The sequence below is a fragment of the Sphingomonas sp. TZW2008 genome (assembly GCF_002117915.1).
Taxonomy (GTDB): domain Bacteria; phylum Pseudomonadota; class Alphaproteobacteria; order Sphingomonadales; family Sphingomonadaceae; genus Sphingomonas.
The window spans coordinates 90609-114244 of sequence record NZ_BDJB01000001.1 but is presented as its reverse complement, the minus strand read 5'-3'; the positions used below and the strand labels follow the sequence as shown (position 1 = coordinate 114244).

Annotated in this window: 23 protein-coding genes and 1 riboswitch; of the genes, 8 read left to right on the top strand and 15 right to left on the bottom strand. The window is 68.1% G+C overall.

Translation table 11 applies throughout. The features are described 5' to 3' along the window. Positions 1-12: 12 nt before the first annotated feature. Entirely contained in the window at positions 13-756 is a 744-nt protein-coding gene (locus tag B7L05_RS00525; protein WP_085808260.1) for an IclR family transcriptional regulator, read from the bottom strand. 95 nt (positions 757-851) lie between these two features. Between B7L05_RS00525 and B7L05_RS00520 the strand changes: the two genes are divergently transcribed. From B7L05_RS00520 to B7L05_RS00500, 5 genes are read left to right on the top strand one after another with little or no spacing between them, the layout of a single operon-like run. Next, a complete protein-coding gene (locus tag B7L05_RS00520) occupies positions 852-1769 on the top strand; it encodes an SDR family NAD(P)-dependent oxidoreductase (protein WP_085808259.1) in 918 nt (305 codons plus the stop codon). Positions 1770-1780: 11 nt separating this feature from the next. Continuing rightward, positions 1781-2971, top strand: coding sequence for an acyl-CoA dehydrogenase family protein (locus tag B7L05_RS00515; RefSeq protein ID WP_256926543.1), 1191 nt, complete (start codon positions 1781-1783; stop codon positions 2969-2971). Between the two features lie 3 nt (positions 2972-2974). Then, on the top strand, positions 2975-4171 hold the full coding sequence (locus tag B7L05_RS00510) for a CoA transferase (protein ID WP_085808258.1): 1197 nt from the start codon (positions 2975-2977) through the stop codon (positions 4169-4171). Positions 4172-4195: 24 nt separating this feature from the next. Further along, positions 4196-5419, top strand: coding sequence for an acetyl-CoA C-acetyltransferase (locus B7L05_RS00505; protein WP_085808257.1), 1224 nt, complete (start codon positions 4196-4198; stop codon positions 5417-5419). After that, complete coding sequence (locus B7L05_RS00500) at positions 5419-6999, top strand: acyl-CoA dehydrogenase family protein (protein ID WP_085808256.1); 1581 nt, start codon at positions 5419-5421, stop codon at positions 6997-6999. Before B7L05_RS00505 ends, B7L05_RS00500 begins: the two co-directional genes overlap by 1 nt. A 10-nt stretch (positions 7000-7009) precedes the next feature. On the opposite strand, the gene dapF is transcribed toward B7L05_RS00500, so the two are convergent. The 7 genes from dapF to B7L05_RS00465 all read right to left on the bottom strand — a co-directional run bounded on the left by dapF (position 7010) and on the right by B7L05_RS00465 (position 14674). Then, complete coding sequence (gene dapF, locus B7L05_RS00495; RefSeq protein ID WP_085808255.1) at positions 7010-7942, bottom strand: diaminopimelate epimerase; 933 nt, start codon at positions 7940-7942, stop codon at positions 7010-7012. Between the two features lie 43 nt (positions 7943-7985). Next, positions 7986-8456 carry a DUF6456 domain-containing protein gene (locus B7L05_RS00490; RefSeq protein WP_179187076.1) on the bottom strand — a complete coding sequence of 157 codons (471 nt, stop codon included), beginning with the start codon at positions 8454-8456 and terminating at the stop codon, positions 7986-7988. Positions 8457-8512: 56 nt separating this feature from the next. Then, the gene (locus tag B7L05_RS00485; protein ID WP_256926542.1) at positions 8513-9436 is read right to left on the bottom strand and encodes a phosphatase PAP2 family protein; all 924 of its coding nucleotides are present in this window, start codon (positions 9434-9436) and stop codon (positions 8513-8515) included. A gap of 223 nt (positions 9437-9659) precedes the next feature. Continuing rightward, a complete protein-coding gene (locus tag B7L05_RS00480) occupies positions 9660-10415 on the bottom strand; it encodes a DUF4019 domain-containing protein (protein ID WP_085808254.1) in 756 nt (251 codons plus the stop codon). Positions 10416-10529: 114 nt separating this feature from the next. Next, positions 10530-12404, bottom strand: a complete 1875-nt coding sequence (gene thiC, locus B7L05_RS00475; RefSeq protein WP_085808410.1) for a phosphomethylpyrimidine synthase ThiC — start codon at positions 12402-12404, stop codon at positions 10530-10532. A 40-nt stretch (positions 12405-12444) separates the two neighbouring features. Beyond that, positions 12445-12553: riboswitch (TPP riboswitch) on the bottom strand. An 83-nt stretch (positions 12554-12636) separates the two neighbouring features. Then, positions 12637-13662, bottom strand: a complete 1026-nt coding sequence (locus B7L05_RS00470; RefSeq protein ID WP_085808253.1) for a ferritin-like domain-containing protein — start codon at positions 13660-13662, stop codon at positions 12637-12639. A gap of 28 nt (positions 13663-13690) precedes the next feature. Continuing rightward, the gene (locus B7L05_RS00465; RefSeq protein ID WP_085808252.1) at positions 13691-14674 is read right to left on the bottom strand and encodes a ferritin-like domain-containing protein; all 984 of its coding nucleotides are present in this window, start codon (positions 14672-14674) and stop codon (positions 13691-13693) included. A 232-nt stretch (positions 14675-14906) separates the two neighbouring features. Here B7L05_RS00465 and B7L05_RS00460 point away from each other — a divergent pair, with 232 nt between their 5' ends. Together B7L05_RS00460 and B7L05_RS00455 are read left to right on the top strand one after the other, a co-directional pair. Beyond that, the gene (locus tag B7L05_RS00460; protein ID WP_085808251.1) at positions 14907-15464 is read left to right on the top strand and encodes a sigma-70 family RNA polymerase sigma factor; all 558 of its coding nucleotides are present in this window, start codon (positions 14907-14909) and stop codon (positions 15462-15464) included. Beyond that, positions 15448-16140, top strand: a complete 693-nt coding sequence (locus B7L05_RS00455) for an anti-sigma factor domain-containing protein (RefSeq protein WP_085808250.1) — start codon at positions 15448-15450, stop codon at positions 16138-16140. Before B7L05_RS00460 ends, B7L05_RS00455 begins: the two co-directional genes overlap by 17 nt. A gap of 5 nt (positions 16141-16145) precedes the next feature. On the opposite strand, the gene B7L05_RS00450 is transcribed toward B7L05_RS00455, so the two are convergent. From B7L05_RS00450 to B7L05_RS00420, 7 genes are all read right to left on the bottom strand, one after another. Then, positions 16146-17195 carry a PepSY domain-containing protein gene (locus tag B7L05_RS00450; RefSeq protein WP_256926558.1) on the bottom strand — a complete coding sequence of 350 codons (1050 nt, stop codon included), beginning with the start codon at positions 17193-17195 and terminating at the stop codon, positions 16146-16148. A 113-nt stretch (positions 17196-17308) separates the two neighbouring features. After that, the gene (locus B7L05_RS00445; RefSeq protein ID WP_085808248.1) at positions 17309-17992 is read right to left on the bottom strand and encodes a Fe2+-dependent dioxygenase; all 684 of its coding nucleotides are present in this window, start codon (positions 17990-17992) and stop codon (positions 17309-17311) included. 34 nt (positions 17993-18026) lie between these two features. Further along, positions 18027-18284 (bottom strand): ribbon-helix-helix domain-containing protein, encoded by a 258-nt coding sequence (locus B7L05_RS00440; protein WP_085808247.1) that lies wholly within the window; start codon positions 18282-18284, stop codon positions 18027-18029. Positions 18285-18290: 6 nt separating this feature from the next. Then, the gene (gene cobT, locus B7L05_RS00435; protein WP_085808246.1) at positions 18291-20114 is read right to left on the bottom strand and encodes a cobaltochelatase subunit CobT; all 1824 of its coding nucleotides are present in this window, start codon (positions 20112-20114) and stop codon (positions 18291-18293) included. A gap of 70 nt (positions 20115-20184) precedes the next feature. Further along, on the bottom strand, positions 20185-21168 hold the full coding sequence (locus B7L05_RS00430; RefSeq protein WP_144037058.1) for a hypothetical protein: 984 nt from the start codon (positions 21166-21168) through the stop codon (positions 20185-20187). Positions 21169-21199: 31 nt separating this feature from the next. Continuing rightward, a complete protein-coding gene (cobS, locus tag B7L05_RS00425) occupies positions 21200-22204 on the bottom strand; it encodes a cobaltochelatase subunit CobS (protein ID WP_085808244.1) in 1005 nt (334 codons plus the stop codon). 188 nt (positions 22205-22392) lie between these two features. Continuing rightward, positions 22393-23004, bottom strand: coding sequence for an ankyrin repeat domain-containing protein (locus B7L05_RS00420; RefSeq protein WP_085808243.1), 612 nt, complete (start codon positions 23002-23004; stop codon positions 22393-22395). Between the two features lie 46 nt (positions 23005-23050). Here B7L05_RS00420 and B7L05_RS00415 point away from each other — a divergent pair, with 46 nt between their 5' ends. After that, positions 23051-23632, top strand: a complete 582-nt coding sequence (locus tag B7L05_RS00415; RefSeq protein WP_085808242.1) for an SCO family protein — start codon at positions 23051-23053, stop codon at positions 23630-23632. Positions 23633-23636 lie beyond the last annotated feature (4 nt).

The window sequence follows — 23636 nt, the reverse complement described above, 5'->3', positions numbered from 1 at the left end:
GGCGCGTGGCGCTCAGGCAGCGTTAGACGACGCGTAGAGTTGGTCGGCAAGCTCGTTTAGTAATTGGCCGGCCTCCGCGTCGCGGGCGCAGCCGGCATCGGCGGCGAAGAACGAAACCGACAGGCACAGCGTCGGCGGGTTGCCGGGAACGGCGACCGCGATCGAGCGCACGCCGGCGTGTCCGTAGCGATCGTCGACCGCATAGCCGTCACGCGCCGCATCCGCGATCTGCCCGCGATAGGCGGCGAGATCGAGCACGCGTTCCCAGCGTACCGCCGCGAAGCGCGCGGCAAGCTCCGCCTCATCGAGCGCCTGCGCTGCGGCGAGCGCGCGGCCAGTCGCGCCGCCGCCGATCGGCTGGCGCTGCCCCACCTGCATGTGGATCCGTGTCGACGCCGCGCTCTCGCCCAGCGCGATCAACTGCAGCCGCTCCCCCGCGACGACGCGCCACAGCCCGACCGGCGCGTCGAGTTGGCGCGCCGCCCGGTCGAGCAGCGGGCGCGCGGTGGCGACGATCTGCGCGTGCGGATCGGCCCATCGCGCCGATCCTTCCCGCCACGCCGGCGCGAGCCCGTATCTCTTGCCTGGCTGCGCAACGAGCACGCGTTCGCCGACCAGCGTGCGCAGCAACCCGAGGCAGGTAGACGGGCTGAGCGCACAGCCGCGCGCTATCTCCGACAGCGTCATCGCTTCGCCACCAGCGAGCAGCCGCATGATCGCAAAGGCGTGACCGACCGAGCGTACGCGAGGCTCCATGCCTCGACCTATCTTTCAGCATTCTGAAAAACAATGCCGGATGTTGAAATTCTTTGCGCGTGGCTGTACGGCTGCCGCCGACAAGGGAGAGCGGGATGGCAGGCATTCTCGAAGGCAAGGTCGTCGCGGTGACCGGCGCCGGGCGCGGCATCGGACGCGAGATCGCGCTGCTTTGCGCGCGTGAGGGCGCGGCGGTCGTCATCAACGATCCGGGCGTCGGCGGCGGGGGCGAAGGCGGCGAGGCCGGTCCGGCGGAGCAGACCGCGCGCGACATCGTCGAAGCGGGCGGCCAGGGGGTCGCCAACCTCGCCAGTGTCGCCGATCCCGCCGGCGCGGCGACGATCGTCGAGGACGCGGTGAAGCGCTTTGGCCGCATCGATGCGGTGGTTAACAACGCCGGTATCCTGCGCGACACGATCTGGCACAAGATGAGCCATGAGGACTGGCGCGCGGTGATCGACGTTCACCTCAACGGCGCGTTCAACGTCTCCAAGGCAGCGACGCCGTATTTCCGCGAGCAGGGCTCGGGCAGCTTCGTCCACTTCACCTCGACGTCGGGGCTGATCGGCAACATCGGCCAGGCGAACTATTCCGCCGCCAAGCTCGGCATCGTCGGCCTGTCGCAGTCGATCGCGCTCGACATGGCGCGCGTCGGCGTCCGCTCGAACTGCATCGCGCCGTTCGCGTGGAGCCGGATGACTGCGTCGATCCCGGCGGAGACGCCTGAGGCGAAGGAGCGCGTCGCGCGGCTTCAGACGATGAGCGCGGACAAGATCGCGCCGCTCGTCGCCTATCTCGCGTCCGATCTGTCGGCGGACGTCAGCAACCAGATCTTCGCGGTACGCAAGAACGAGATCGTGCTGTTCTCCAAGCCGCGACCGATCCGCTCGATGACCAAGCTCGAAGGCTGGACGCCGCAGGCGATCGCCGACGAGCTCGCGCCCTCGTTCCGCCCAAGCTTCGCGCGTGCCGACGAAGTGTCGGCGCACGTCTTCCCCTACGATCCGATCTGAGGTTTTCCCGCATGAGCACGCTCAATCCCGGCCCGAATACCGGCATGGATGCCGAGACCTTCGACCAGTTCATCGACCAGCTGCGCCGCTACGTGCGCGATCGGCTGATCCCGGCCGAGAAGGAGATCCTCGAAACCGACCGCATCCCCGACGATATCCTCGCCGAGATGCGCGACATGGGTCTGTTCGGGCTGACGATCGCCGAGGAATATGGCGGCGCGGGGATGAACACGTATCAATATACGCAGACGATCCGCGAGCTCGCTTATGCGATGCCGTGCTTCCGCTCGATCATCTCGATCACCATCGGCATGGTCAATTCGGCGCTGCGCAACGGCGGCACCGAGGAGCAGAAGCGCGAGTGGCTGCCGCAGATGGCGGGCGGCATGGTCACCGCCTTCGGCCTCACCGAACCGGGGTCGGGCAGCGATTCGGCGGGCATGCAGACGATGGCGGTTCGTTCCGGCAACGGCTGGGTGTTGAACGGCACGAAGCGCTACATCACCAACGCGCCCGACGCGAAGATGGCGGTCATCATGGCGCGCACGTCGAAGGAGGCGCTGCCCAAGAACGCGCACGTCTCGGCGTTCATCGTGCCGATGGACACGCCGGGTGTCACCGTCGGCAAGTCGGACAAGAAGATGGGCCAGGCGGGGTCGCACATCGCCGACATCATCCTGGAGGACGTCCACCTGCCGGCCGACGCGCTGCTCGGGCTCGAGGAAGGCAAGGGCTTCGTCACCGCGATGAAGAGCCTCGACAATGGGCGGCTGTCGGTCGCCGCGGCGTCGATGGGCTATGCCCGCCGCGCACTCGATTCGGCGCTGCGCTACGCCACCGAGCGCAAGGCGTTCGGTGAGCCGATCGCCAACTTCCAGCTGATCCAGCAGATGCTCGCCGACAGCGAGATCGAGCTCTACGCTTCCGAGACGATGCTCGCCGACTGCGCGCGCCGCGCCGACGCGGGCGAGGCGGTGCTGCGCAAGGCGGCGGCAACCAAGGTCTTCGCGTCGGAAGCATGCGGGCGGATCGTCGACCGCGTCGTGCAGGTGTACGGCGGCGCAGGCTACCTCGCCGAATATGACGCCGAACGCTTCTTCCGCGACGCGCGCATCTATCGCATCTACGAGGGCACGACGCAGATCCTGCAGCTGCAGATCGCCAAGCACATGCTGCGCGAGTTCAACGCCGGAGTCGCCTGACCGATGTACGATCTCCTCCCCGGCCTATCCGTGATCGAGGCGTCGTCGTTCGTCGCCTCGCCCACCGCGGGGCTCTATCTCGCGCAGATGGGGGCGGAGGTGATCCGCGTCGACCAGATCGGCGGCGGCCCCGATTTCCGCCGCTGGCCGGTGACCGAGAACAACGATTCGCTCTACTGGGAGAACCTCAATCGCGCGAAGAAGAGCGTCGCGCTCGATCTCGCCCGGCCCGAGGGGCGCGAGCTGTTGCAGGCGTTGGTCCGCGCAACGGGGCAGTTCGTCACCAACTTCCCGGCGAAGGGGTTCCTCGCACACGACACGCTGGCGGAGGGGCGCGCCGATCTGATCACCGTGCGCGTGATGGGCTGGGCGGATGGCAGCCCGGCGCTCGACTATACCGTCAACAATGCGGTCGGCTATCCGATGCTGACCGGGCCGGGGCCGGAGCCCGTCAACCACGTGCTGCCGGCGTGGGATCTGCTGACCGGATCGTACGCCGCCTTTGCGCTGCTCGCCGCGCTGCGCCGCCGCGACGCGACCGGCCAGGGCGGCGAGGTGCGGCTGCCGCTATCGGACGTGGCGATCGGCACCGTCGCCAATCTCGGCGGGATCGCGGAGGTGCTGCACACCGGCACCGATCGGCCGCGGCTCGGCAACACCGTCTTCGGGCTATTCGGGCGCGACTTCACGACGCGGGACGGCAAGCGGACGATGATCGTCGTCGTCACGCACCGGCAATGGTCCAATCTCGTCGCGGCGCTCGGGCTGGGCGAGGCGATCGCCCGCGTCGAGGCCGAGCGCGGCGTCAGCTTTGCCGCCGACGACGGGTTGCGCTTCATCCACCGCGACGCGCTGTTCCCGCTGTTCGAGGGCGCGATCGGCGCGCGCGACCACGCCGATCTCGCCGCCGCGTTCGACGCCGGTGGGATCGTCCACTCCGCCTACGGCACGATGGCCGATGCGGTGCGCGATCCGCGGCTCGTCGGCGACAATCCGATCTTCGCCACCGCGGCGGACCCGAGCGGCACCAGCTACCCCGCCGCCGGCGCTTTCGCGACGATCCCCGGCGACGAGCGCCGCCCGCCGCTGCCCGCCCCGCGCAACGGCCAGCACAGCGAGGAGGTGCTCGCCGAGCGCCTCGGCCTGTCGTCGGGTGCGATCGCCAAGCTCTTCGACAGCGGCATCGCCCGCCCGGCCTGACCTACCATATCGAGGACCCGACCCATGACCACCAGCACCGGCCTGCGCCGCGCCGCCATCGTCGCTCCGATCCGCACCGCCGTCGGCAAGTTCGGCGGCAGCCTCTCCTCGCTCACCGCGGGTCAGCTTGGCGCGACGATCCTGAAGGCGTTGATGGAGCGCACCAAGATCGATCCGAGCCGCGTCGACGACGTCGTGTTCGCGCAAGGCTATGGCAATGGCGAAGCGCCGGCGATCGGCCACTGGGCATGGCTCGCCGCCGGCCTGCCGATCGAGGTGCCCGGCTATCAGCTCGACCGCCGCTGCGGCTCGGGGCTTCAGGCGGTGATCGACGCGGCGATGATGGTGCAGACCGGCGTCAGCGACGTCGTCGTCGCCGGCGGCTGCGAGAGCATGTCCAACGTCGAGCATTACACCACCGACATCCGCAAGGGCGTGCGCGCGGGCAACCTCACGATCCACGATCGCCTCACCCGTGGCCGCCTGATGTCGCAGCCGGTCGAGCGCTTCGGCGTCATCAGCGGGATGATCGAGACCGCCGAGAATCTCGCCAAGGATTACGACATTACCCGCGAGGAGGCCGATGCCTATGCCGTCCGCTCGCACCAGCGCGCCACTGCCGCCTGGGAACAGGGCCTGTTCGCCGACGAGCTCGTCCCCGTCTCGGTGCCGCAGAAGAAGGGCGATCCGATCGTCTTCGATCGCGACGAGGGCTTCCGCCCCGACGCCACGCTGGAATCGCTCGGCAAATTGCGCGCGCTCGAGGGCGGCGTCGTCACCGCCGGCAACGCCAGCCAGCAGAATGACGCTGCCGCCGCCTGCCTCGTCGTCGCCGAGGACAAATTGGAGGAACTGGGTCTGGAGCCGATCGCCTGGTTCCACAGCTGGGCCGCCGCCGGCTGCGATCCCTCGCGCATGGGTATCGGCCCGGTTCCGGCGGTCGAGCGCCTGTTCGCCCGCAACGGCCTTGGTTGGGGCGACATCGATCTCGTCGAGCTGAACGAGGCATTCGCGCCGCAGGTGCTCGCCGTGCTCAAGGGCTGGGGCTGGAGCAAGGACGACAGCCGAAACGAGATTCTCAACGTCAACGGCTCGGGCATTTCGCTCGGCCACCCGATCGGCGCGACCGGCGGCCGCATCCTCGCCAATCTGACCCGCGAGCTCGTCCGCCGCGACGGCCGCTACGGCCTGGAAACGATGTGCATCGGCGGCGGCCAGGGCATCGCCGCCGTATTCGAGCGCGCGTGATGTTGCGGCAGGCACTGGCGGCGGCGCAACGCTATCGCGATGACGCCCGTGCCGCCCTCGCGGCTCGGCTCGACGCCGCGCCGATCGACAGCGAGCAGCGCGCCGCGCACGGCTTCGCCTGGGTCGCGACCACCGTCGCCGCGCTGGAGGCGGTGGCCGACTGGGCCGATAACAACGCGGGCGAGATCAACGCCCTCATAGCCCGCCTCGCCCTTGGGGAAAGCATCGCCCAGCTCGTCGGCGGTCTGCCGATGGGCCAGAACGAGCTGTTCCGCCCCGCCGACCTCGGCCTCGCCGCAGCCGCGCGCGCCCTCGCCGACGCCTGCGCCGACCTTCTCGATCATGACGCCGCCGCCGACCGACGTGCGCTGGTCGAACGGCTAGCCGCCGGCGAATGGCCCAGCGAAACGCTCGACGATGCCGAGCTGGACGCGATCCGCGACCAGTTCCGTCGCTTCACCGATGTCGAAATCCTGCCCCACGCGCACGGCTGGCACCTCGCCAACGATTTGATCCCCGATCCAACCGTCGCCAAGATGGCCGAACTCGGCACCTTCGGTGTCTGCATCCCCGAGACTTACGGCGGCCTCGGCCTGTCGAAGCTCGTCATGTGCATCGTCACCGAGGAACTGTCGCGCGGCTGGATCGGCGCTGGCTCGCTCGGCACCCGCTCCGAAATCGCCGGTGAGCTGATCGCGGGCTCGGGCACCGAGGCGCAGAAGGCCGAGTGGCTCCCGCGCATTGCCAGCGGCGAGGTACTGCCCACCGCCGTCTTCACCGAACCCGACGTCGGCAGCGATCTCGGCTCGCTCCAGACCCGCGCGCGACGCGATGGCGATAGCTGGCGGATCGATGGCGCCAAGACGTGGATCACCCACGCCAGCCGCTCCGACCTCATGACCCTGCTCGCTCGCACGGTGCCGGATGCCAAGGGCTATTCCGGCCTGTCGATGCTGCTCGTCCCCAAGCCGCGCGGCACCGATGGCGAACCCTTCCCTGCGCCGGGCATGGCGGGCAGCGAGATCGAGGTGCTCGGCTATCGCGGGATGCGCGAATATGCGCTCTCTTTCGACGGCATGACCGCCCCCGCCGACGCGCTGCTCGGCGGCGAGCAAGGCCAGGGCTTCAAGCAGCTGATGCGCACCTTCGAAGGCGCGCGGATACAGACCGCCGCGCGCGCCGTCGGCGTCGCCCGCCGCGCGCTGGAACTTGGCCTCAGCTACGCGCTCGATCGCAAGCAGTTCGGCCGCGCGATCATTCACTTCCCGCGGGTCGCCGACAAGCTGGCGATGAGCCTCGTCGATCTCGTCGCCGCGCGCGAACTCACCTACGCCGCCGCCCGCGCCAAGGATTCGGGCAAACGCTGCGATATCGAGGCCGGCATGGCCAAGCTCCTCGCCGCGCGTGCCGCGTGGAGCAATGCCGATGCCAGCCTCCAGATTCACGGCGGCAACGGCTATGCGCTCGAATTCGAGATTAGCCGTATCCTGTGCGACGCACGCATCCTCAACATCTTTGAGGGCGCGGCGGAAATTCAGGCGCAGGTGATTGCGCGCGGGCTGGTCGCACAGCGCAACTGACACGCAGCGTTCAGCCGGTGGCGACCGCCGCCCAGGCCGCAACTTCATCCGCGTTGCGCTGCGTCACGGCGAGGTCGCGGGCGACGTCGTCCTCCACCGTCACGCTGCCCGTCCACTCGAACGTGGCGTTGCCCGATAGCGTCACCATCCCGTCGGCCGATGCGATCGCGCGCACCAGCCCGCCCTTGTTGCGCACCGTCACCAGCCGGTCGAACGCCAGCCGCCCGGTCAGCCCGGCGGCGTAGGTGGATGCGCCCATCGCGCTGCCGCAGGCGTTGGTAAGGCCGACGCCGCGCTCGAAGGTGCGCACGTACAGTTCGTTGTCGCCGCGCATCTGGACGAACGAGACGTTGGCGCGGTTCGGCAGCCAGGCCGGGGCCGCCTCGCAGATGCCGCCCACGCGGACGAGCGCCGCCTCGTCGATCGCATCGACGAACGCGATCAGATGCGGGTTGCCGATGCCGACTGCGGTGAAGCGCAGGTCGGGCGACAGCGCCGCGATCGGACGATCGACGATCTCGCCTCCCTCGCCGGTCAGCGGCCAGCCGGTGACGTCCAGCGTCGCAGGCCCTGCCGTCTCGCGCACCGTATAGACGCCGGGGGCCAGCGCTGGATCGCGCCGCACGTCGACGTGACTGGTCTTGAGCCGCACGGTCGCCGTCGTGAGCCCGAGCGCCTCAAGCCCCGCCCGCGCGACGCAGCGCAAGCCGTTGAGGCACGTTTCCGGCTCCGATCCGTCGGCATTGAAGATACGCATCCCAAAGGCGGCGCGATCGTCGCCCGCGGTCAGCAGAAGGATTCCGTCCGCCCCGACCAGACCAGCACGATCCGTCAGCGCGCGTGCTGTCGCCGCCCAGCCGGCATCGGGCAGATCGAGCGCGCGCGCGTCGATCAGTGCGAAGTCGTTTCCCGAACCGTGACACTTGGTGATGGCTAGCCGCATCCGGGGCATATCGGCCGACCACGGCCTCGTCGCAAGCGGCGGCTCAGCCGAGGCGATAATGGTTGGCGAGGCGATCGAGCGCCATCGTCAGCACCAGCCGCCCCGATCGCACCGGCCAGCCGAGCGCCTTCTCCGCCACCGGTAGACCCTCGCCGGCACATACCACGCGCCAAAGCACGTCGCACAGCCCCGGACCGACGCCGGCGATCGCGGCGTCGAAGCGGCGCTTCGCGGCGAGGTGGGCGGCGGTCGGATCGAAACCCTGCCCCGCGCCGCCGTCGACGCCCGCCGACCAGCGCATCGTCACCGACGGCGCGATCGCGGCGCGTTCGTAGTCGCCGCGCAGCCGCTCCCCCGCCTCGACCTGCCGCGCGGTGACGAGCCCGCGCGCGGCGAGCCACGACAGCGGCGATTCGGCGACGTTGACGGTGACGCGACGCCCGCCGCCGCGTGGCACGACCGCAGTGATCCGGCCTTCGGCGTCGATCGCACGTTCGATCAGTTCCTGCACCATGTTCTCCTTGTGTTCCGCACGTTCATGGCACGACACAAGGCGTGTAGGACAGCCGTTCAGCGTCGCCGGGCGCGGAGCCTCAGTCGCGAGCCGAGTGCCCACCAGGCGAGCGCCCAGAGTGAACCCGCGCTCCATCCGACGAGCACGTCGCTGGGCCAATGTACGCCGAGGTAGACGCGGCTGATGCCGATCAGCACGACGAGCGCCACGGTGGCGGCGAACAGGAACCAGCGCGCGCGTCGGTCGGGCACGATCTGCATCACGATCAGCGCGATGGTGAGATAGATGATCGCGCTGTTCGACGCGTGGCCGCTGGGAAAGCTCGCCGACGATACCTCGACGAGGTGATCGACCAGCGCAGGGCGCGCACGGCCGACGAGGTGCTTGCCGATCGATACCGCCATCGATCCACTCACCGTGCCGCCGAAAACCAGGGCGGCGGTGAGATAGTGCCGGCCGGCGAGGAGGAAGCCGATCGCGGCGATCACTACCAGCGTCAGCACCGTCTGCCCGCCAAGCGCGGTGACGTCGATCATCGCCTGCCGCAGCCATACGGGGCCAATCGGGGTGGCGAGATCACCGGGCGTCCGCAGCGCGAGCATGACCGCCGAATCGAACGCGAACTGCGTGCCCCGCGCGATCGTCGCGCCGACGAGCGCGACGATCAGCACCGCCAGCGCGACGGCGGCTAGGCCGATGAAGGCGTAGGGCGGGTGACCGATGCCGTCGGTCGCCGTCTCGTCCGGGCTGGCCGGCAGATCGGCGAGATGATCGAGCGGGGAGTTGGGGGCCATCGCGGCGGTGTAGCAGCGCCGGCGCAAAACGGGGCGGTTTGTTCCGGGCAGGCGCGCGCGACACAGCGGATCGCCATCTGAGCGCTCTGACTGGCCGTATCGTCGCTGATCAGTTCCAAGGACGTGATACTTGCGCATGAACGGAGCGGCGATCGCCGCGAGCGAGCTTGCCGTGTCCAGGAGCACGTGCCGCGCATAATGACGCCGCGCCGATCCTCAACAACGATCGCTCGTAGCTAGCTGAGGAAGAGGTGCCGCCCGGCTTTATCGCTCCCGTGACCACGGCGACGCGGCACCGCGGACGCGGTGCCGATCTGCGCGACGCACCAAGGTGAAGCAGGGACGCTTCAAGTCGGCAACCCCTGCAACACCGGATGCTTCCGCCAGGAGCCAACGAGCCCGGAAGCGATCAATCGATGTAGATGCCGACGACTTTCCACACCCCGCCTTCGCGATTGAGCGCAAGCGTCTCGGTCGCGCCGCGCTTGTTGGCGAAATCGGTACGGAATTGCACGGTGCGGTAGCCGTTCGGCGGCGCTGGCGTGTCGACGTCGCTGATCAGCGTGCGCGAGACGGCCGCGCCGAGCGGCACGCGCGCTTTCTGTGATGCCGCCCGCCAGTTGGCGACCGTGTTGACCGAGCGAAACGACGCACCCGTGCCTTCCCAGCTTTGCTGCCAGTTGGCGGCGTCGACCAGCCCGAGCCAGTCGCGCGCGGCCTTGCTGACATCGGTTTCGGCCGCGGCCGTTGGCGCGCTCGCGAGGGGCGCCTCGGCTGGCAGCTGGTTGGGCGTCGAGACGGCGAGCAGCGCGGCGATAATCGAGAGCATGGCGGTTCCTCCTATCGCCCAGCCGACGTGGCGCAGCGTGCGCGGCGTGGGTCGGGCTTGTGGAGGATGAAGCGCGTCGGCAGCGCCGGGCGCATCCCGCAACGCCGTGTCCGCATCGATTTCGGGGCTCGGCCCCTCGGCGTCGCGAAGCAGCCGTGCGGCTTCCTTGCTACTTGATACCGACAGCTTGCGCCGGGCATCGCGCAGCCGCTCGTTGATCGTATGCACCGACAGGTCGAAATGCCGCGCGATCGACTTCGCGTCATGCCCGACGAGAAGCAGCCGAAGCGTCTGCTTCTCCTTCTCGCTCAGCGCGTCGATCCCTGCGACCGTCACAGCACACCTTCGCCCATCATCGGCGTTACGCTAGCGTCGGCGTGGCGCGGCGTGACCCCCAAAAGGATTGTACCGCGCCGCGCGCTCTATGCGCCGCATGCGCCCATTGCTGCGTCAGTCGTGCTCGCGGTCGCCGGCACCCATGTAGAGTTCGCGGCCCTTTTCCTCGTACACGCCGCTCATCTTCGCCATGCCCGCCTCGGCCTCCGCCGTGGCGATGAAGCCCTCGCTGCCCTGGTTCTGCAGCCGCGCGAAGTCGCGCACCTCCTGCGTGATCTTCATCGAGCAGAACTTGGGCCCGCACATCGAGCAGAAATGCGCGGTCTTGGCGCCTTCCGCGGGCAGCGTCTGATCGTGATACTGCTCCGCCGTCTCGGGATCGAGGCTGAGGTTGAACTGATCACGCCAGCGGAACTCGAAGCGGGCGCGCGACAGGGCATCGTCGCGCATCTTGGCCGCCGGATGTCCCTTGGCCAGATCGGCGGCGTGCGCGGCAAGCTTGTAGGTGACGACGCCGACCTTCACGTCGTCGCGATCGGGCAGGCCGAGATGCTCCTTGGGCGTGACGTAGCAGAGCATCGCGGTGCCGTACCAACCGATCATCGCCGCACCGATGCCGCTGGTGATATGGTCGTAGCCCGGCGCGATATCGGTCGTCAGCGGCCCGAGCGTGTAGAACGGCGCCTCGCCGCACACCTCAAGCTGCTTGTCCATATTCTCCTTGATCTTGTGCATCGGCACGTGGCCGGGGCCCTCGATCATGACCTGCACGTCCTGCGCCCAGGCGCGGTGGGTCAATTCGCCCAGCGTATACAGCTCAGCGAACTGCGCCTCGTCATTGGCGTCCGCGATCGAACCGGGTCGCAGCCCGTCGCCGAGCGAATAGGCGATGTCATACGCCTTCATGATCTCGGTGATCTCGTCGAACCGCTCGTAGAGAAAGCTCTCCTTGTGGTGGGCGAGGCACCATTTCGCCATGATCGAGCCGCCGCGGCTGACGATGCCGGTGACGCGCTTGGCGGTGAGCGGCACGTACGGCAGGCGAACGCCGGCGTGGATCGTGAAATAATCGACGCCCTGTTCGGCCTGCTCGATCAGCGTGTCGCGGAAGATCTCCCACGTCAGGTCCTCGGCGATGCCGCCGACCTTCTCCAGCGCCTGATAGATCGGCACGGTGCCGATCGGCACGGGCGAGTTGCGGATGATCCACTCGCGCGTATCGTGGATGTTGCGGCCGGTGCTGAGGTCCATCACCGTATCCGCGCCCCAGCGGATCGCCCAGACGAGCTTGTCGACCTCGGTCGCGACGTTGCTGGCGACTGCGCTATTGCCGATGTTGGCGTTGATCTTGACCAGGAAGTTGCGGCCGATCGCCATCGGCTCGGATTCGGGATGGTTGATGTTGTTGGGGATGATCGCGCGGCCCCGTGCGATCTCGTCACGAACGAACTCCGGCGTCACGTAATCGGGGATGGCGGCGCCAAAGCTCTCGCCGTCGCGGGCATATTCTCGCAGCATCTCGCGGCCGAGGTTCTCGCGCGTGGCGACATATTCCATCTCGGGCGTGATGATGCCGCGGCGCGCATAGTGCATCTGGCTGACGTTGGCACCGGGCTTGGCACGCAGCGGGCGACGGACGACATTGGGGAAGGGCTGGACGCCGCCCGAACGGTCGGGGCCAAGCTGGCCGTTGTCCTCCGGGCGGATCTCGCGCGCGTCATACGCCTCGACGTCGCCGCGGCCCACGATCCAGTCGCGGCGCAGCGGCGCGAGGCCGGCCATGATGTCGATCCGCACGTTCGGATCGCTGTACGGCCCGCTCGTGTCGTAGACGTTGAGCGGCGGCTCGCCGCAGCCTGGCTCGAGATCGATCGCGCGCATCGCGACCTGCACCTGCGGGTTGCCTGGGGCCGCGACATGGATCTTGCGGCTACCGCGGATCGGCCCGGTAGTGACGCCGATTTCGGTACGGGCGGGAACGTCGGCCATCATCTCTCTCCATCATCGAAGAGAGAAACGAGGTGCCGGTGGTGGCAGGCCGCTCCTTCCCTCCGCCGGTGTCAACCGGATCAGGTTCAGCGGGTCGCGGGCTCGTGCCCACCTCTCAACCGCCGTCAGCGGTCCCCCGAGGATTGGGCCGTTGTAGGCGCTTTCGGCAGTGGTTCCAAACGAAAAGGGCCGCGCGGTTTCCCGCGCGACCCCGTTCGTACCTGTCGTGGGATCAGAACGCGCCGCTCGTCCGCAGCGCGGCGACCGCGTTGTTGGTGCCGTTGGGGAAGAACCCGCCGCCGACGCCCGCCGTGGTGCGCAGGTAGACGATGTTGTGCACCTGCTGCGTCGTGCGGCTGTAGGCGATCGCGTTGCCGTCCGCCGGCACGATGTTCGATATGCTAGCGTCGCTGCCCGTCACGCCCTGGTCGAGATCAGCCTGCGCACCCGTCGTGCCGTCGAGCGAGTCGCGCGCGTCGGAGATCGCATTGGCGCCCTGCCGCAGCCCCGTCGAGGCATCGAGCCCCTTGGCGTAGATCACCGTGCGCACCAGCCCGGCGTGATACGCCTCCGCCGCCAGAATGCCTGCCGCCGCCTCGAGGAACGTCGCGCTGGACAGCAGCGGCGCTGCGCCCTTGTACGCCGTAACGCCGACGTCCTCGAACAGAAAGGCGGAGAGCAGGAAGGTGTTGTCGTTGAGATACGGATCGAAATTCTCGGTGGCGCCGACCAGCTTCGCCGCCCGCGCCGCGGCGGTGAACGCCCCGTTCGCGCCGCCGTCGATGTTGATCGCGGGTTGCGCGACCGCGGTGCTGCCGATCGCGGTACGCAGGAAGTTGACGTGTGCGATCTCGTCCGCCGCGATCTCGCGCGCATAGGCGGCGACGAGCGGATCGGTGAACGGCACCTTGCGCCCGCCGGTTACCGCGCCGCGCGTCCCGACCGAACCCGTCAGGCTCGATTCGGGCAGACCGGTGCCGAACGCCGCGAACGAGTAGAATTGCGCCTCGAGATATTCGAGGTTGAGCGCGAGGTTCAGGATATCACCATCGGTTACGGTGACGCCGGGGGTGGGGGTCGGCGTCGGCGACGGCGTGGGATTGGGGATAAGATCGTCATTGTCGTCACCGCAGGCGGCGAGCAGGCTCAGCCCGCCGATCGCCGCGGTCGAGGCGCCCGCCATCTTGAGGAAGCGACGGCGCTCAGCACGGCGCAGCTCGGCGAGCTCGAGCGCCGCGAAAACGGAATCCTTGATCATGGTCTGGTTTCCTTGGTTTCTGGCGCGATCAGTTCGCAGCGCTGGTCTTGATGGTGCCGTTGACGCCGGCGGGGAAGAACCCGCCCATCGTGACGGCGGCGCGATTGAGATAGACGATGTTGAGCGTCTGCGCGGCCGAGCGGCTGAACGCGAGCCCGTTCGAATTGAGCGGTGCGATGTTCGATACCGTGCCCTCGCTGCTCGTCATCGGCGCGATGCCCTGATCGTCATCGGGACCGATCCCCTTCACCTTGTCCTCGGCGGGCGCCCCGTCGAGCATATCGCGCGCGTTCGAGATCTTCTCGGTCGTCTCAATCAGCTGCAGCGAAGGTGTGGCGATCCCCTTGCGGTACAGCGTCGTGCGCACGATCGCGGCGTGATACGCCTCGACCGCCAAGATGCCCGCCGCGGCCTCGAGGAAAGTCTTGTTGGTGAGCAGCGGCGCCGCGCCCTTGTAGGCGGTGACACCGACGTCCTCGAAGATGAACGCACCGAGCAGGAAATTCTCGTCGGAGGCATAGGGATTGAACGCCGTCCCGGCCGGCACGACGCCCGCCGCCTGCGCCGCCGCGCTGAACGCGCCGTTGACGTCGCCCGAGATGTTGATCGCGGGCTGCGCGACGGCCGTGCTGCCGATCGCGGTGCGCAGGAAGTTGACGTGGGCGAGCTCGTCCGCCGCGATTTCTCGCGCGTACTGTGCCACCAGCGGATCGGTGAAATTGACCTTCGCCCCGCCCGTCACCGCGCCGGGCGACGTGCCCTGCGATGCTGCCGGGATCGGCGTGCCGTTGACCGCGAAATAATAGAAGTTCGCTTCCAAATACTCGAGGTTGAGCGCGAAGTTCAGCACGTCGGCGTCGGTCACCGTCTGCGCCGAAGCCGAGCTGGCGAAGGCGAACGCGCCTGCACCGACCGCCGCCGCACCGAGCGCATTGGTGAAGAACGCGCGCCGATCGTCGCGGCGCCGGGCGCGCGACTCCATCGCTTCTAGCAGCTGATCTGATTGCGCCATCGCAGCATCCTTCCCTTTGCATCGCGCCGATCAGCGCCAGACCGCCTGCCGCCTAGATCGTTTCGCTGTCGGAATCCTGAACGGATAGTCAGCTTGCCGCGATCACCCGAAGATACGAACGCCCACCCATAAAGATGCGGGGGAGATTTTTTTTGCGACCAGCCGATCGCGCATGGCGTGGAAGCGCCGATGCAGCCATAGCGAGTGGATCGGCGGGGAGGGATGAGCGCGGGTGCAGAACGAGGCGCAAAGGCGGCTGAATGATGCGCTGTTTCGCACCGGGAAGCAGGACACGCGCGCGTTCCGGCTCGTTTATCGTTTAACTGCGGCGAAGCTTTTCGGGGTTTGCTTGCGTATCTGCAACGATCGCAGGGCGGCGGAGGACGTGTTGCAGGACGTCTATCTATCGGTATGGACACGCGCGGCCGGGTTCGATCCGGCGCGTGGCAGCGCGATCGCGTGGCTGGCGACGATTGCGCGCAACCGGTCGATCGACTGGCGGCGCACCCATCGCCTGGGTGACACGTCGGACGAGGCGCTCGTGGCACTTCCTGATCCGTCGCCGTCCGCCTCGGACACGATGCTGCGCGACGAGCACGACCGGCGGCTGCATTTCTGCCTGGATGCGCTGGACGATCGCCAGCGCGATGCGATCCGGACCGCGTTCTTTGACGGATTGACCTATGCCGAGCTCGCCGCCCGTGCCGTTGTGCCGCTCGGCACGATGAAAAGCTGGGTCCGGCGCGGGCTGATGCGCTTGCGGGAGTGCCTTGATGGCGCCGACGCCTGACGACAGCGTTACCGCCGCCGAACTGGCGCTCGGCCTGCTCGATGGCGAGGAGCGCGCCGTCGCGCTGCGGCGCGTGCTCGCCGAGCCTGCCTTCGCGCAGGAGGTGGAGGCCTGGCGCGCGCGCTTCGCGACGCTGCTTGGGGCTTACCCCGACGTCGCACCGCCGGCATGGATCGAGGAGCGCGTCCTTCGCCTCACGGGCGCCGGCTCCGGCGCGCGAGGATGGCGCTGGGCAACGGCGGGTACGTCGCTACTTGCCGCCGGGTTGGCAATCGCTCTCATCGTTCGCCCTGCACCGGTACCCCCGCCAGCGGTGGTGGCTCCGGCAAAGCCAGCGATCACCTATGCCGCGGCGATGGCCCCTGCGACCGGCGGCGACGGCAAGCCGTTCGCCGCCTTGTACGACGCCGGGCGTGGGCAAGTCCGGGTGCCGGCGGCGATCGAGGTACCCACGACGCGTGTCGCGCAGCTTTGGCGCATCGGCGAGGACGGCGTCCCGCACTCGCTCGGCCTGCTCGCCGGACGGGGTACGACCGCCATACGCCTCGACGCCGCCGATCGCGCCGCGCTTGCCGCCGGCGCGACGCTGGCGATCTCGATCGAGCCGGTCGGCGGCGCGCCTGGCCCGCTGCCGACCGGCCCCGTTGTCGCGACGGGCGCGCTGACGCGGATCTGAGGCGGTCAGTCGGGGCGGCTGGCGGCGCGGCTCGCGCGGCGCCGCCACCATAGCACGACGCCGGTGATGCCGAGCAGCGTCGGCGCGATACCGGCGATTGCGATCACCCCGTTCCACACCCTCCCCATGCCGGTGCCATCGTGGACGCGGCGCACGATCTGGCCGACGCTGCTGCCCCCCGCGGCGCTTCCCGGTGCCAGACCGCGCGCCGCCACGCCGCTGTCGTCGGCGACCGCCACCGTCAGCATCGGCTGCGTATCGTAAGCTAGCGTCCAGTCGGCGCTCCGCTCGGTCGGCAGGATGATCGTGCGCAGCGGCGCGGCGGGGGCAAGCGGACGTGCGCGCGCGACGACGGTATCGATCGCCAGCGCCGGGCGGGCGAGCGGCGGCGCGAGCATGCCGGCGAGCCGGACCGCGCCGCGCGTGCGATCCTCGCCGCTCAACACGGCGGCAACGTTCGGGAAGCTGATCCACGCCCCCGTCAGAGCCAGCACCAGCAGCGGCAGCGCGATCCCAGCGCCGGCGACGTGGTGCAGGTTGGTGGCGGGGCCCGCGCCGCGCCGCCAGCCGAACGCCCGCCGGATCCCGCCACTACGGGGCCACCACAGAACCAGGCCGCTGAGGCACGACAGCGCAAGCGTGAGCCCCACCCAGCCGACGATCGTGCGCCCGATCGCGGGCACGAGCAGCGAGCCGTGCAGGCGGTGGACGAGCCGCATCACCCCGCCATCGGGCGTCGCCACGTCGAGCACGCGTGCCGTCGCCGGATCGAGGTACACGAACCGCCGTGCTGCCCCCGCCGATGGCGAGACGAGCGTCACGGTCAGCGGCCCCGTGCCCGCCGGCCGCACAATATTAGCCGCGCGCTCGCCGCGCTGCGCCACCGTGCGCCCGACCGCGAGATAGCGCGCGTACGATTGATGCCCCTCACCCGTCACGGCGTAGCGCCGCGGATGGGTCAGCCGGTCGAGCCCGTCATCGATCACCAGCGCCGTGCCGGAGAGGCCGATGAGCACGAACACCGCGGCGAGAAGCAGCCCGCCCCATTTATGGATTAGCCACCACCACGACTGCGCGGCCCGACGGGTACCGGATCGTACGCCGGTCGTTGGCTCAGCGTCGCGGATCGCGGTACGCGCCTTGGCGCCGGTGTGGGTCGGCGCGGGCGTCAGGCGTCGGCCCAGCGGCGCAGCAGATTGTGGTAGACGCCCGTCAGCCGGATCACGTCGGCATCGTCGTTCCCGCGTACCGCGGCGACCGACTGCACGCTGCGGTCGAGATCGAACAGGATGCGACGCGCGGCATCGTCGCGCACCATCGATTGCAGCCAGAAGAACGACGCAACGCGCCGTCCGCGTGTCACCGGCGTCACGCGGTGGAGGCTCGATGAGGGATAGACGACGGCATGGCCCGCCGGCAGCTTCACACGCTGCTCGCCGAACAGGTCCTCGATCACCAGGTCGCCGCCGTCATAGCGGTCGGCGTCCTCGAGAAATACCGTCACCGACAGGTCTGCGCGCACCCGGAAATCGCGGCCGCGCTGCACGCGCACCGCATTGTCGACATGTGTGCCGAACGTCTGCCCCAGACCGTAGCGGTTGAACAGCGGCGGAAACACTTTGAGCGGCAGCGTCGCAGCGAAGAACAGCGGCGACGCGGCAAGCGCATCGAGCACGATCTTCCCCGCCTCGCGCGCGGCCGCGCCGTCCTCGGGCAGCTGCTCGTTGCGCTTGGCAAGCGCCGACTGGTGCCCGGACGTCACGTTCCCGTCCACCCAGGGCGCGGCATCGATGATCGCACGCACGTTCGCCAGCGTCGCGGCATCGAGCAGGTCGGGGATCGCGATCAGCATTGCGGCGCGTCGCTATTGAAAGTCGTTCGCAGCGTCAATCGCGCGGCGCAAACGTATCGATCAGCCACGTCCGCAGTGCGCTGGCTAGGTTGGGCGGATCGGCGGCGAGGATGCGCACCGCGTCGATCTCGGCGACCAGCGCCGACAGCGGCAGCGCGCGGCGCGCCGCCTCGGCCTCGAGTGCCTGCCAGAAGATCGGTTCTAGGCTGATCGACGTCGCGTGACCGGCGATCGTGATCGACCGCTTGACCGGCCCGACGAAGCCGCCGCGCGGCGCGGTGATCGCCGGCATGCGTGATCAGGCGGCGTCGAACAGCGCCGCGAGCTGCTCGATGATCGTCCCGCCGAGCTGCTCGACGTCCATGATCGTCACCGCGCGATTGTAGTAGCGCGTGACGTCATGCCCGATCCCGATCGCGATCAGCTCGACCGGCGACTTGCGCTCGATCCAGTCGATCACCTGCCGCAGATGGCGCTCGAGGTACGAGCCGCTGTTCACCGACAGCGTCGAATCGTCGACCGGTGCGCCATCGGAGATGACCATCAGGATGCGCCGCTCCTCGGGCCGGCCGATCAGCCGGTTGTGCGCCCACAGCAGCGCCTCGCCGTCAATATTTTCCTTGAGCAGCCCCTCGCGCATCATCAAGCCGAGCGAGTTGCGCGCGCGTCGCCACGGCTCGTCGGCCTGCTTGTAGACGATGTGGCGCACGTCGTTGAGCCGGCCGGGCTGCGGCGGGCGGCCGGCGGCGAGCCACGTCTCGCGGCTCTGCCCGCCCTTCCACGCGCGCGTGGTGAAGCCGAGGATCTCGGTCTTCACCCCGCACCGCTCGAGCGTGCGCGCGAGGATATCGGCGCTGATCGCCGCGATCGAGATCGGCCGGCCGCGCATCGACCCCGAATTGTCGATCAGCAGCGTCACCACCGTGTCCTTGAACTCGGTGTCCTTTTCCATCTTGTACGACAGCGACAGCATCGGGTTGATGACGATGCGCGCCAGCCGCGCCGCGTCGAGCAGCCCTTCCTCCTGGTCGAAATCCCACGATCGGTTCTGCTGAGCCATCAGCCGGCGCTGCAGCCGGTTGGCAAGCCGCGACACCACCGCCTGCAGCGGCACGAGCTGCTGATCGAGATAGCCGCGCAGCCGCGCGAGTTCGTCTTGGTCGCACAGCTCGGTCGCGGCGATCACCTCGTCGAACTGGTTGGTCCACGCCTTGTAGTCGAACTGCGGCGAGAGATCCGCCACGGGGCGGTTCGGGCGGACGGGTTGCATCCCCTCTTCGCCATCGTCGCCGGGCTCGCCGTCGAAATCGTCGACATTGTCCTCGCCCTGCTCCTGCCCCTCGCCGTCGCTCTCTTCCGAGTCGCGCTGCTCGCCGCGCTGCTCGGTCTCGGCCTGGCCCTCGCCCTCCTGGCTATCGACTTCCTCGCCCTCGTCCTGCTGCTCGCTATCGGTGCCCTCGTCTTCGCTGCCGCCCTCGTCAGTCTCGTCAGGCACCTGATCGCCCTCGACGAGATCGAGATCCTCGAGCAGCTTCATCGCCAAGCTCTGGAAGGCGCGCTGATCGTCGAGTGCGATGGCGAGCGTCGACAGGTCCGCCTTTTCCTCGATCCACTCGCGCACCAGCGCGACGCCCGGCGCAGCGGTGGCGGGTGCCTGCTGCCCGGTCAGCGCCTCACGCACCAGCAGCCCGAGCGCGGTCGACAACGGCACTTCGTCGCGGTTGCGCGCACGCGTGATCGGATCGGCGCGCATCCGCACGTCGAGCGCGTGCGCAAGATTGTCGCTGATCCCCTGATAGCCGCGGCTGCCCAGCGCTTCGACGCGCGCGCTCTCCACTGCGTCGAACACCGCGCGCGCCACCGCCTCCTGCGGCGCGCCGCGCAGATGCATCGCCGCGTCGTGATGCTTCAGCCGCAGCGCGAACCCGTCGGCGAACCCACGCGCCTCCGCCACCTGATCCGCCGGCAGCCCGCGCGCTGGCATCGGCACCTTCAGATGCTTGCCCGATTGCGTCGGCGCGTCGGCGGTGAAGGCAAGCTCGATCTCCGCCTCGTCGGCCAATGCGCGCGACGCGCCGCCGAGGACGTTCTTGAACCGATCGAGGGGAGTTTCGGTGGCCATGTAGCTTCTCCGGAGAGGCCGTCCTTCGTGGTGAGCGGCGGATGCCGCACGCGACAACGAGCGGCCGCGCCTATTTGTCCAGCGTGCCTAGCCATCGGCCCCAGCGCAACCGTTCAGTCAACGATGCAGAGGATAGGAGCATATCCGCTAGTTCGTTCGGGAGCGGCGGTTGCTTCGCACGAAGCACGGATGCGCGATATGCCGCGATATCCTCGCCGAGCAGTGCCGAGAAGCTTGCGATCGTCCGATCAAAAACGCCGGTCGCGATCGCATCCACCACGTGAGCGCTCAATTCTCGCTGCCACGTTGTCGATTGGGCGATCAGGCGTTGCGCTTGTTCCTCGGATATTTCGCCTTCGAACCTACTCGCCGCACCATTTATGAGCAGCAGAGATCGGGCAGGCAGCGAATAGAAGGCGTCATCATGGATGAAATCGACGCCGTCCGCACCTCCATAGATGAAGCGGGGAAGCCATCCGCCCTCGCCCACGCGCTCTGGCTGCAAGGTTACGGTATCAACACCGATCAGCTCGGCGATCCGGCCAGCGGTTTCTCCGAGATCACGGAACATATTGTGGAAATTAAGAAATAACGCGTTGTTACCATAGTCCTCGGCGATCCTCTCCAGTATCTCGGCACGCTCTACGAAGTACGACATCATCTGCTGCTGCCCGAAAAAAGGATAACGCAGATCTCCCGCCCAGTCCAACACGACATGGGAAGCGACGTCATGAAGATAATGAGCAAACGCCTGCTCGACGGGATCACGCAGCGCGACGATAAACTGCACCGATCCGTCTTTTGGAACAGCTTCTAGATTTCGTTTGAAGCGCTCCGGATATCCTGAATAGCCCGGACTGAAATCAAGGAATATCTTTCCATCAGACGCGTTGGGATATACGCTGCCGACTTCAGCCGGCGGCTCTCGCTCTAGCCAGTGAACTTCCTTGGCTTCCGGAACATTGAAGTATTGACGGTTTCTCGTAGCGAACTGATCAAACAGAAAGGTCGTGCCGCTTCGCGGCAGACCGGGGCAGATCAGCCACCGCTGCATGTCGGAACCGCCATATTGCCGATCAGTCTCGCTATGCCTTGCCCACCACGCTCTCGGGCAGGTCCTTGCCGAAGACGCGCTGGTAGTATTCGGCCACCAGCGGGCGCTCCGCCTCGTCGCACTTGTTGAGGAACGACAGGCGGAAGGCGAAGCCGACGTCCTTGAAGATCAGCGTGTTTTGCGCCCAGGTGATCACCGTGCGCGGGCTCATCACGGTCGAGATATCGCCGTTGATGAACCCCTTGCGGGTGAGGTCGGCGACGCGGACCATGTTCTCGACCTGCTTCTTGCCTTCGGGCTTGTCGTACTCGCCTGACTTGGCGAGCACGATGTTGGCCTCGGTCGCGGCGGGCAGATAGTTGAGCGTGACGACGATGTTCCAGCGGTCCATCTGGCCCTGGTTGATCTGCTGCGTGCCGTGATACAGTCCGCTCGTGTCGCCGAGGCCAACCGTGTTGGCGGTGGCGAACAGGCGGAAGTGCGGGTTGGGGCGGATCACGCGGTTCTGGTCGAGCAGCGTCAGCTTGCCCTCAGTCTCCAGCACACGCTGGATCACGAACATCACGTCGGGGCGCCCGGCGTCATATTCGTCGAAGACGAGCGCAGTCGGCGTCTGCAGAGCCCAGGGCAGCAGGCCCTCGCGGAACTCGGTTACCTGCTGGCCGTCCTTGAGCACGATGGCGTCGCGACCGATGAGGTCGATGCGACTGATGTGCGCGTCGAGGTTGATGCGGATGCACGGCCACTTCAGCCGCGCCGCCACCTGCTCGATATGCGTCGACTTGCCGGTGCCGTGATAGCCCTGCACCATCACGCGGCGGTTGTGCGCGAAGCCCGCGAGCACCGCCATCGTCGTGTCGGGATCGAACACATAGGCGGGATCGAGATCGGGCACGCGCTCGTCCGCCTCGCTGAACGCGGGGCATTGCATGTCGCTGTCGATGCCGAACAGGTCGCGCACGCTGACCATCTTGTCGGGCGCGTCGAGCAGCGTCGTCTCGCGGCTGTCGGGCAAGGTGTTCGAAATGTCGTTCATGCGCGCCTCGAAAGTAACACGACTGCCTTAGGCGCGCTTCGCGGCGTTATTCAACCTCTGGCTTCGTACGAAAGCCGAACAGATTCGATCAGGCGACGGCCTGATCGCACGGCCGCTCGTATCAAGTGGGGCCGGGCCTCGACGGCTCGGCTCTCATTGCGCGATCGTGACGAGCGCGCGCCGCCGGCTCAGAACTTCGGCCCCGCGACCGCCCGCGTCGCCCGCTTAGGCGTCTCGTCGAGCAGCTTGGCGATCGCGGGCGCGCGGCCATCGGCCTTGGCATAGTCGCGCGCCGACATACCGGCGACATTGTCGGTCTGGTCGGGATTGGCGCCGGCCGCGAGCAATTGCCGGACGAGGCCGAGATCGCGCTTCTGTACCGCGCGGATCAGCGGCGTCTCGCCGCTGCCGTTGGCAAGGTTGGGATTGGCCTTTGCCGCGGTGAGCACGTCGACGAGCCCGCCTTGGCCGTACTGCACCGCGAGCAGCAGCGGCGTGTCGCCGCGCCCGTCGCGCAAGTTGGGATCGGCACCGCGCTGCAGCAGGTAGCGCAGATACGTCGAATCGCCGCGCTTGACGACGATGTGGAGCGCGCCTTCGCCGGTGGTGACGTCACGCGTGTTGACGATCGTCTGCCCCGGCTCGTCGAGCGTCTTGACGACTTCGTCTCCCTTTGCGCCGCGCACCGCCTCGAGGAACTTGTAGCCTTTCGACTGCTGCTGCGCGGCGGCGGGCAGCGCCAGCGCGGCGAGGGCGGGAAGGAGCAGGAGGCGCAGCGTCGTCACTGGGGCAGGTTCCATCTGGTGGTTGCGGCGATGCGCCTAACAGATCAAGGCTGGCGGTGCCATGAACACCCGCCTTCTCGCACTGCTTCTCCCGCTCGCCGCCATCGCCTGCTCGCCCGAGGCGCCGCCGGCGCGCCCGCCGCTCGAAGGCGCGCGGATCGGCGCGCCGTTCGCGCTGACCGACCAGGATGGCAAGCCGGTCACCAATGCATCGTTCGCGGGCAAGTATCGCATCATGTACTTCGGCTACACCTTCTGCCCCGACGTCTGCCCCGTCGACGTGCAGAACATCGGCGCGGCGATGAAGCTGCTCGACAAGAGCGATCCTGAACTGGCGCAGCGCATCGTGCCGATCTTCGTCACGATCGATCCCGAGCGCGACACGCCGGGCGTGGTGAAGCAGTTCGTCTCCGCCTTTCATCCGCGCATGGTCGGGTTGACGGGCAGCCCGGCACAGATCGCCAAGGTCGCCAAGGACTTCGCGATCTACTACAAGCGCGGCAAGGGCACGCCCGACGGCTATATGATGGATCACAGCCGGCAGGCGTATCTGATGGCACCCGACGGCAAGCCGCTCGCGCTGCTGCCGCAGGAAGGCCCGCCGCAGGCGATCGCCGACGAGATCAAGCGCTGGGCAAAATGAGTGA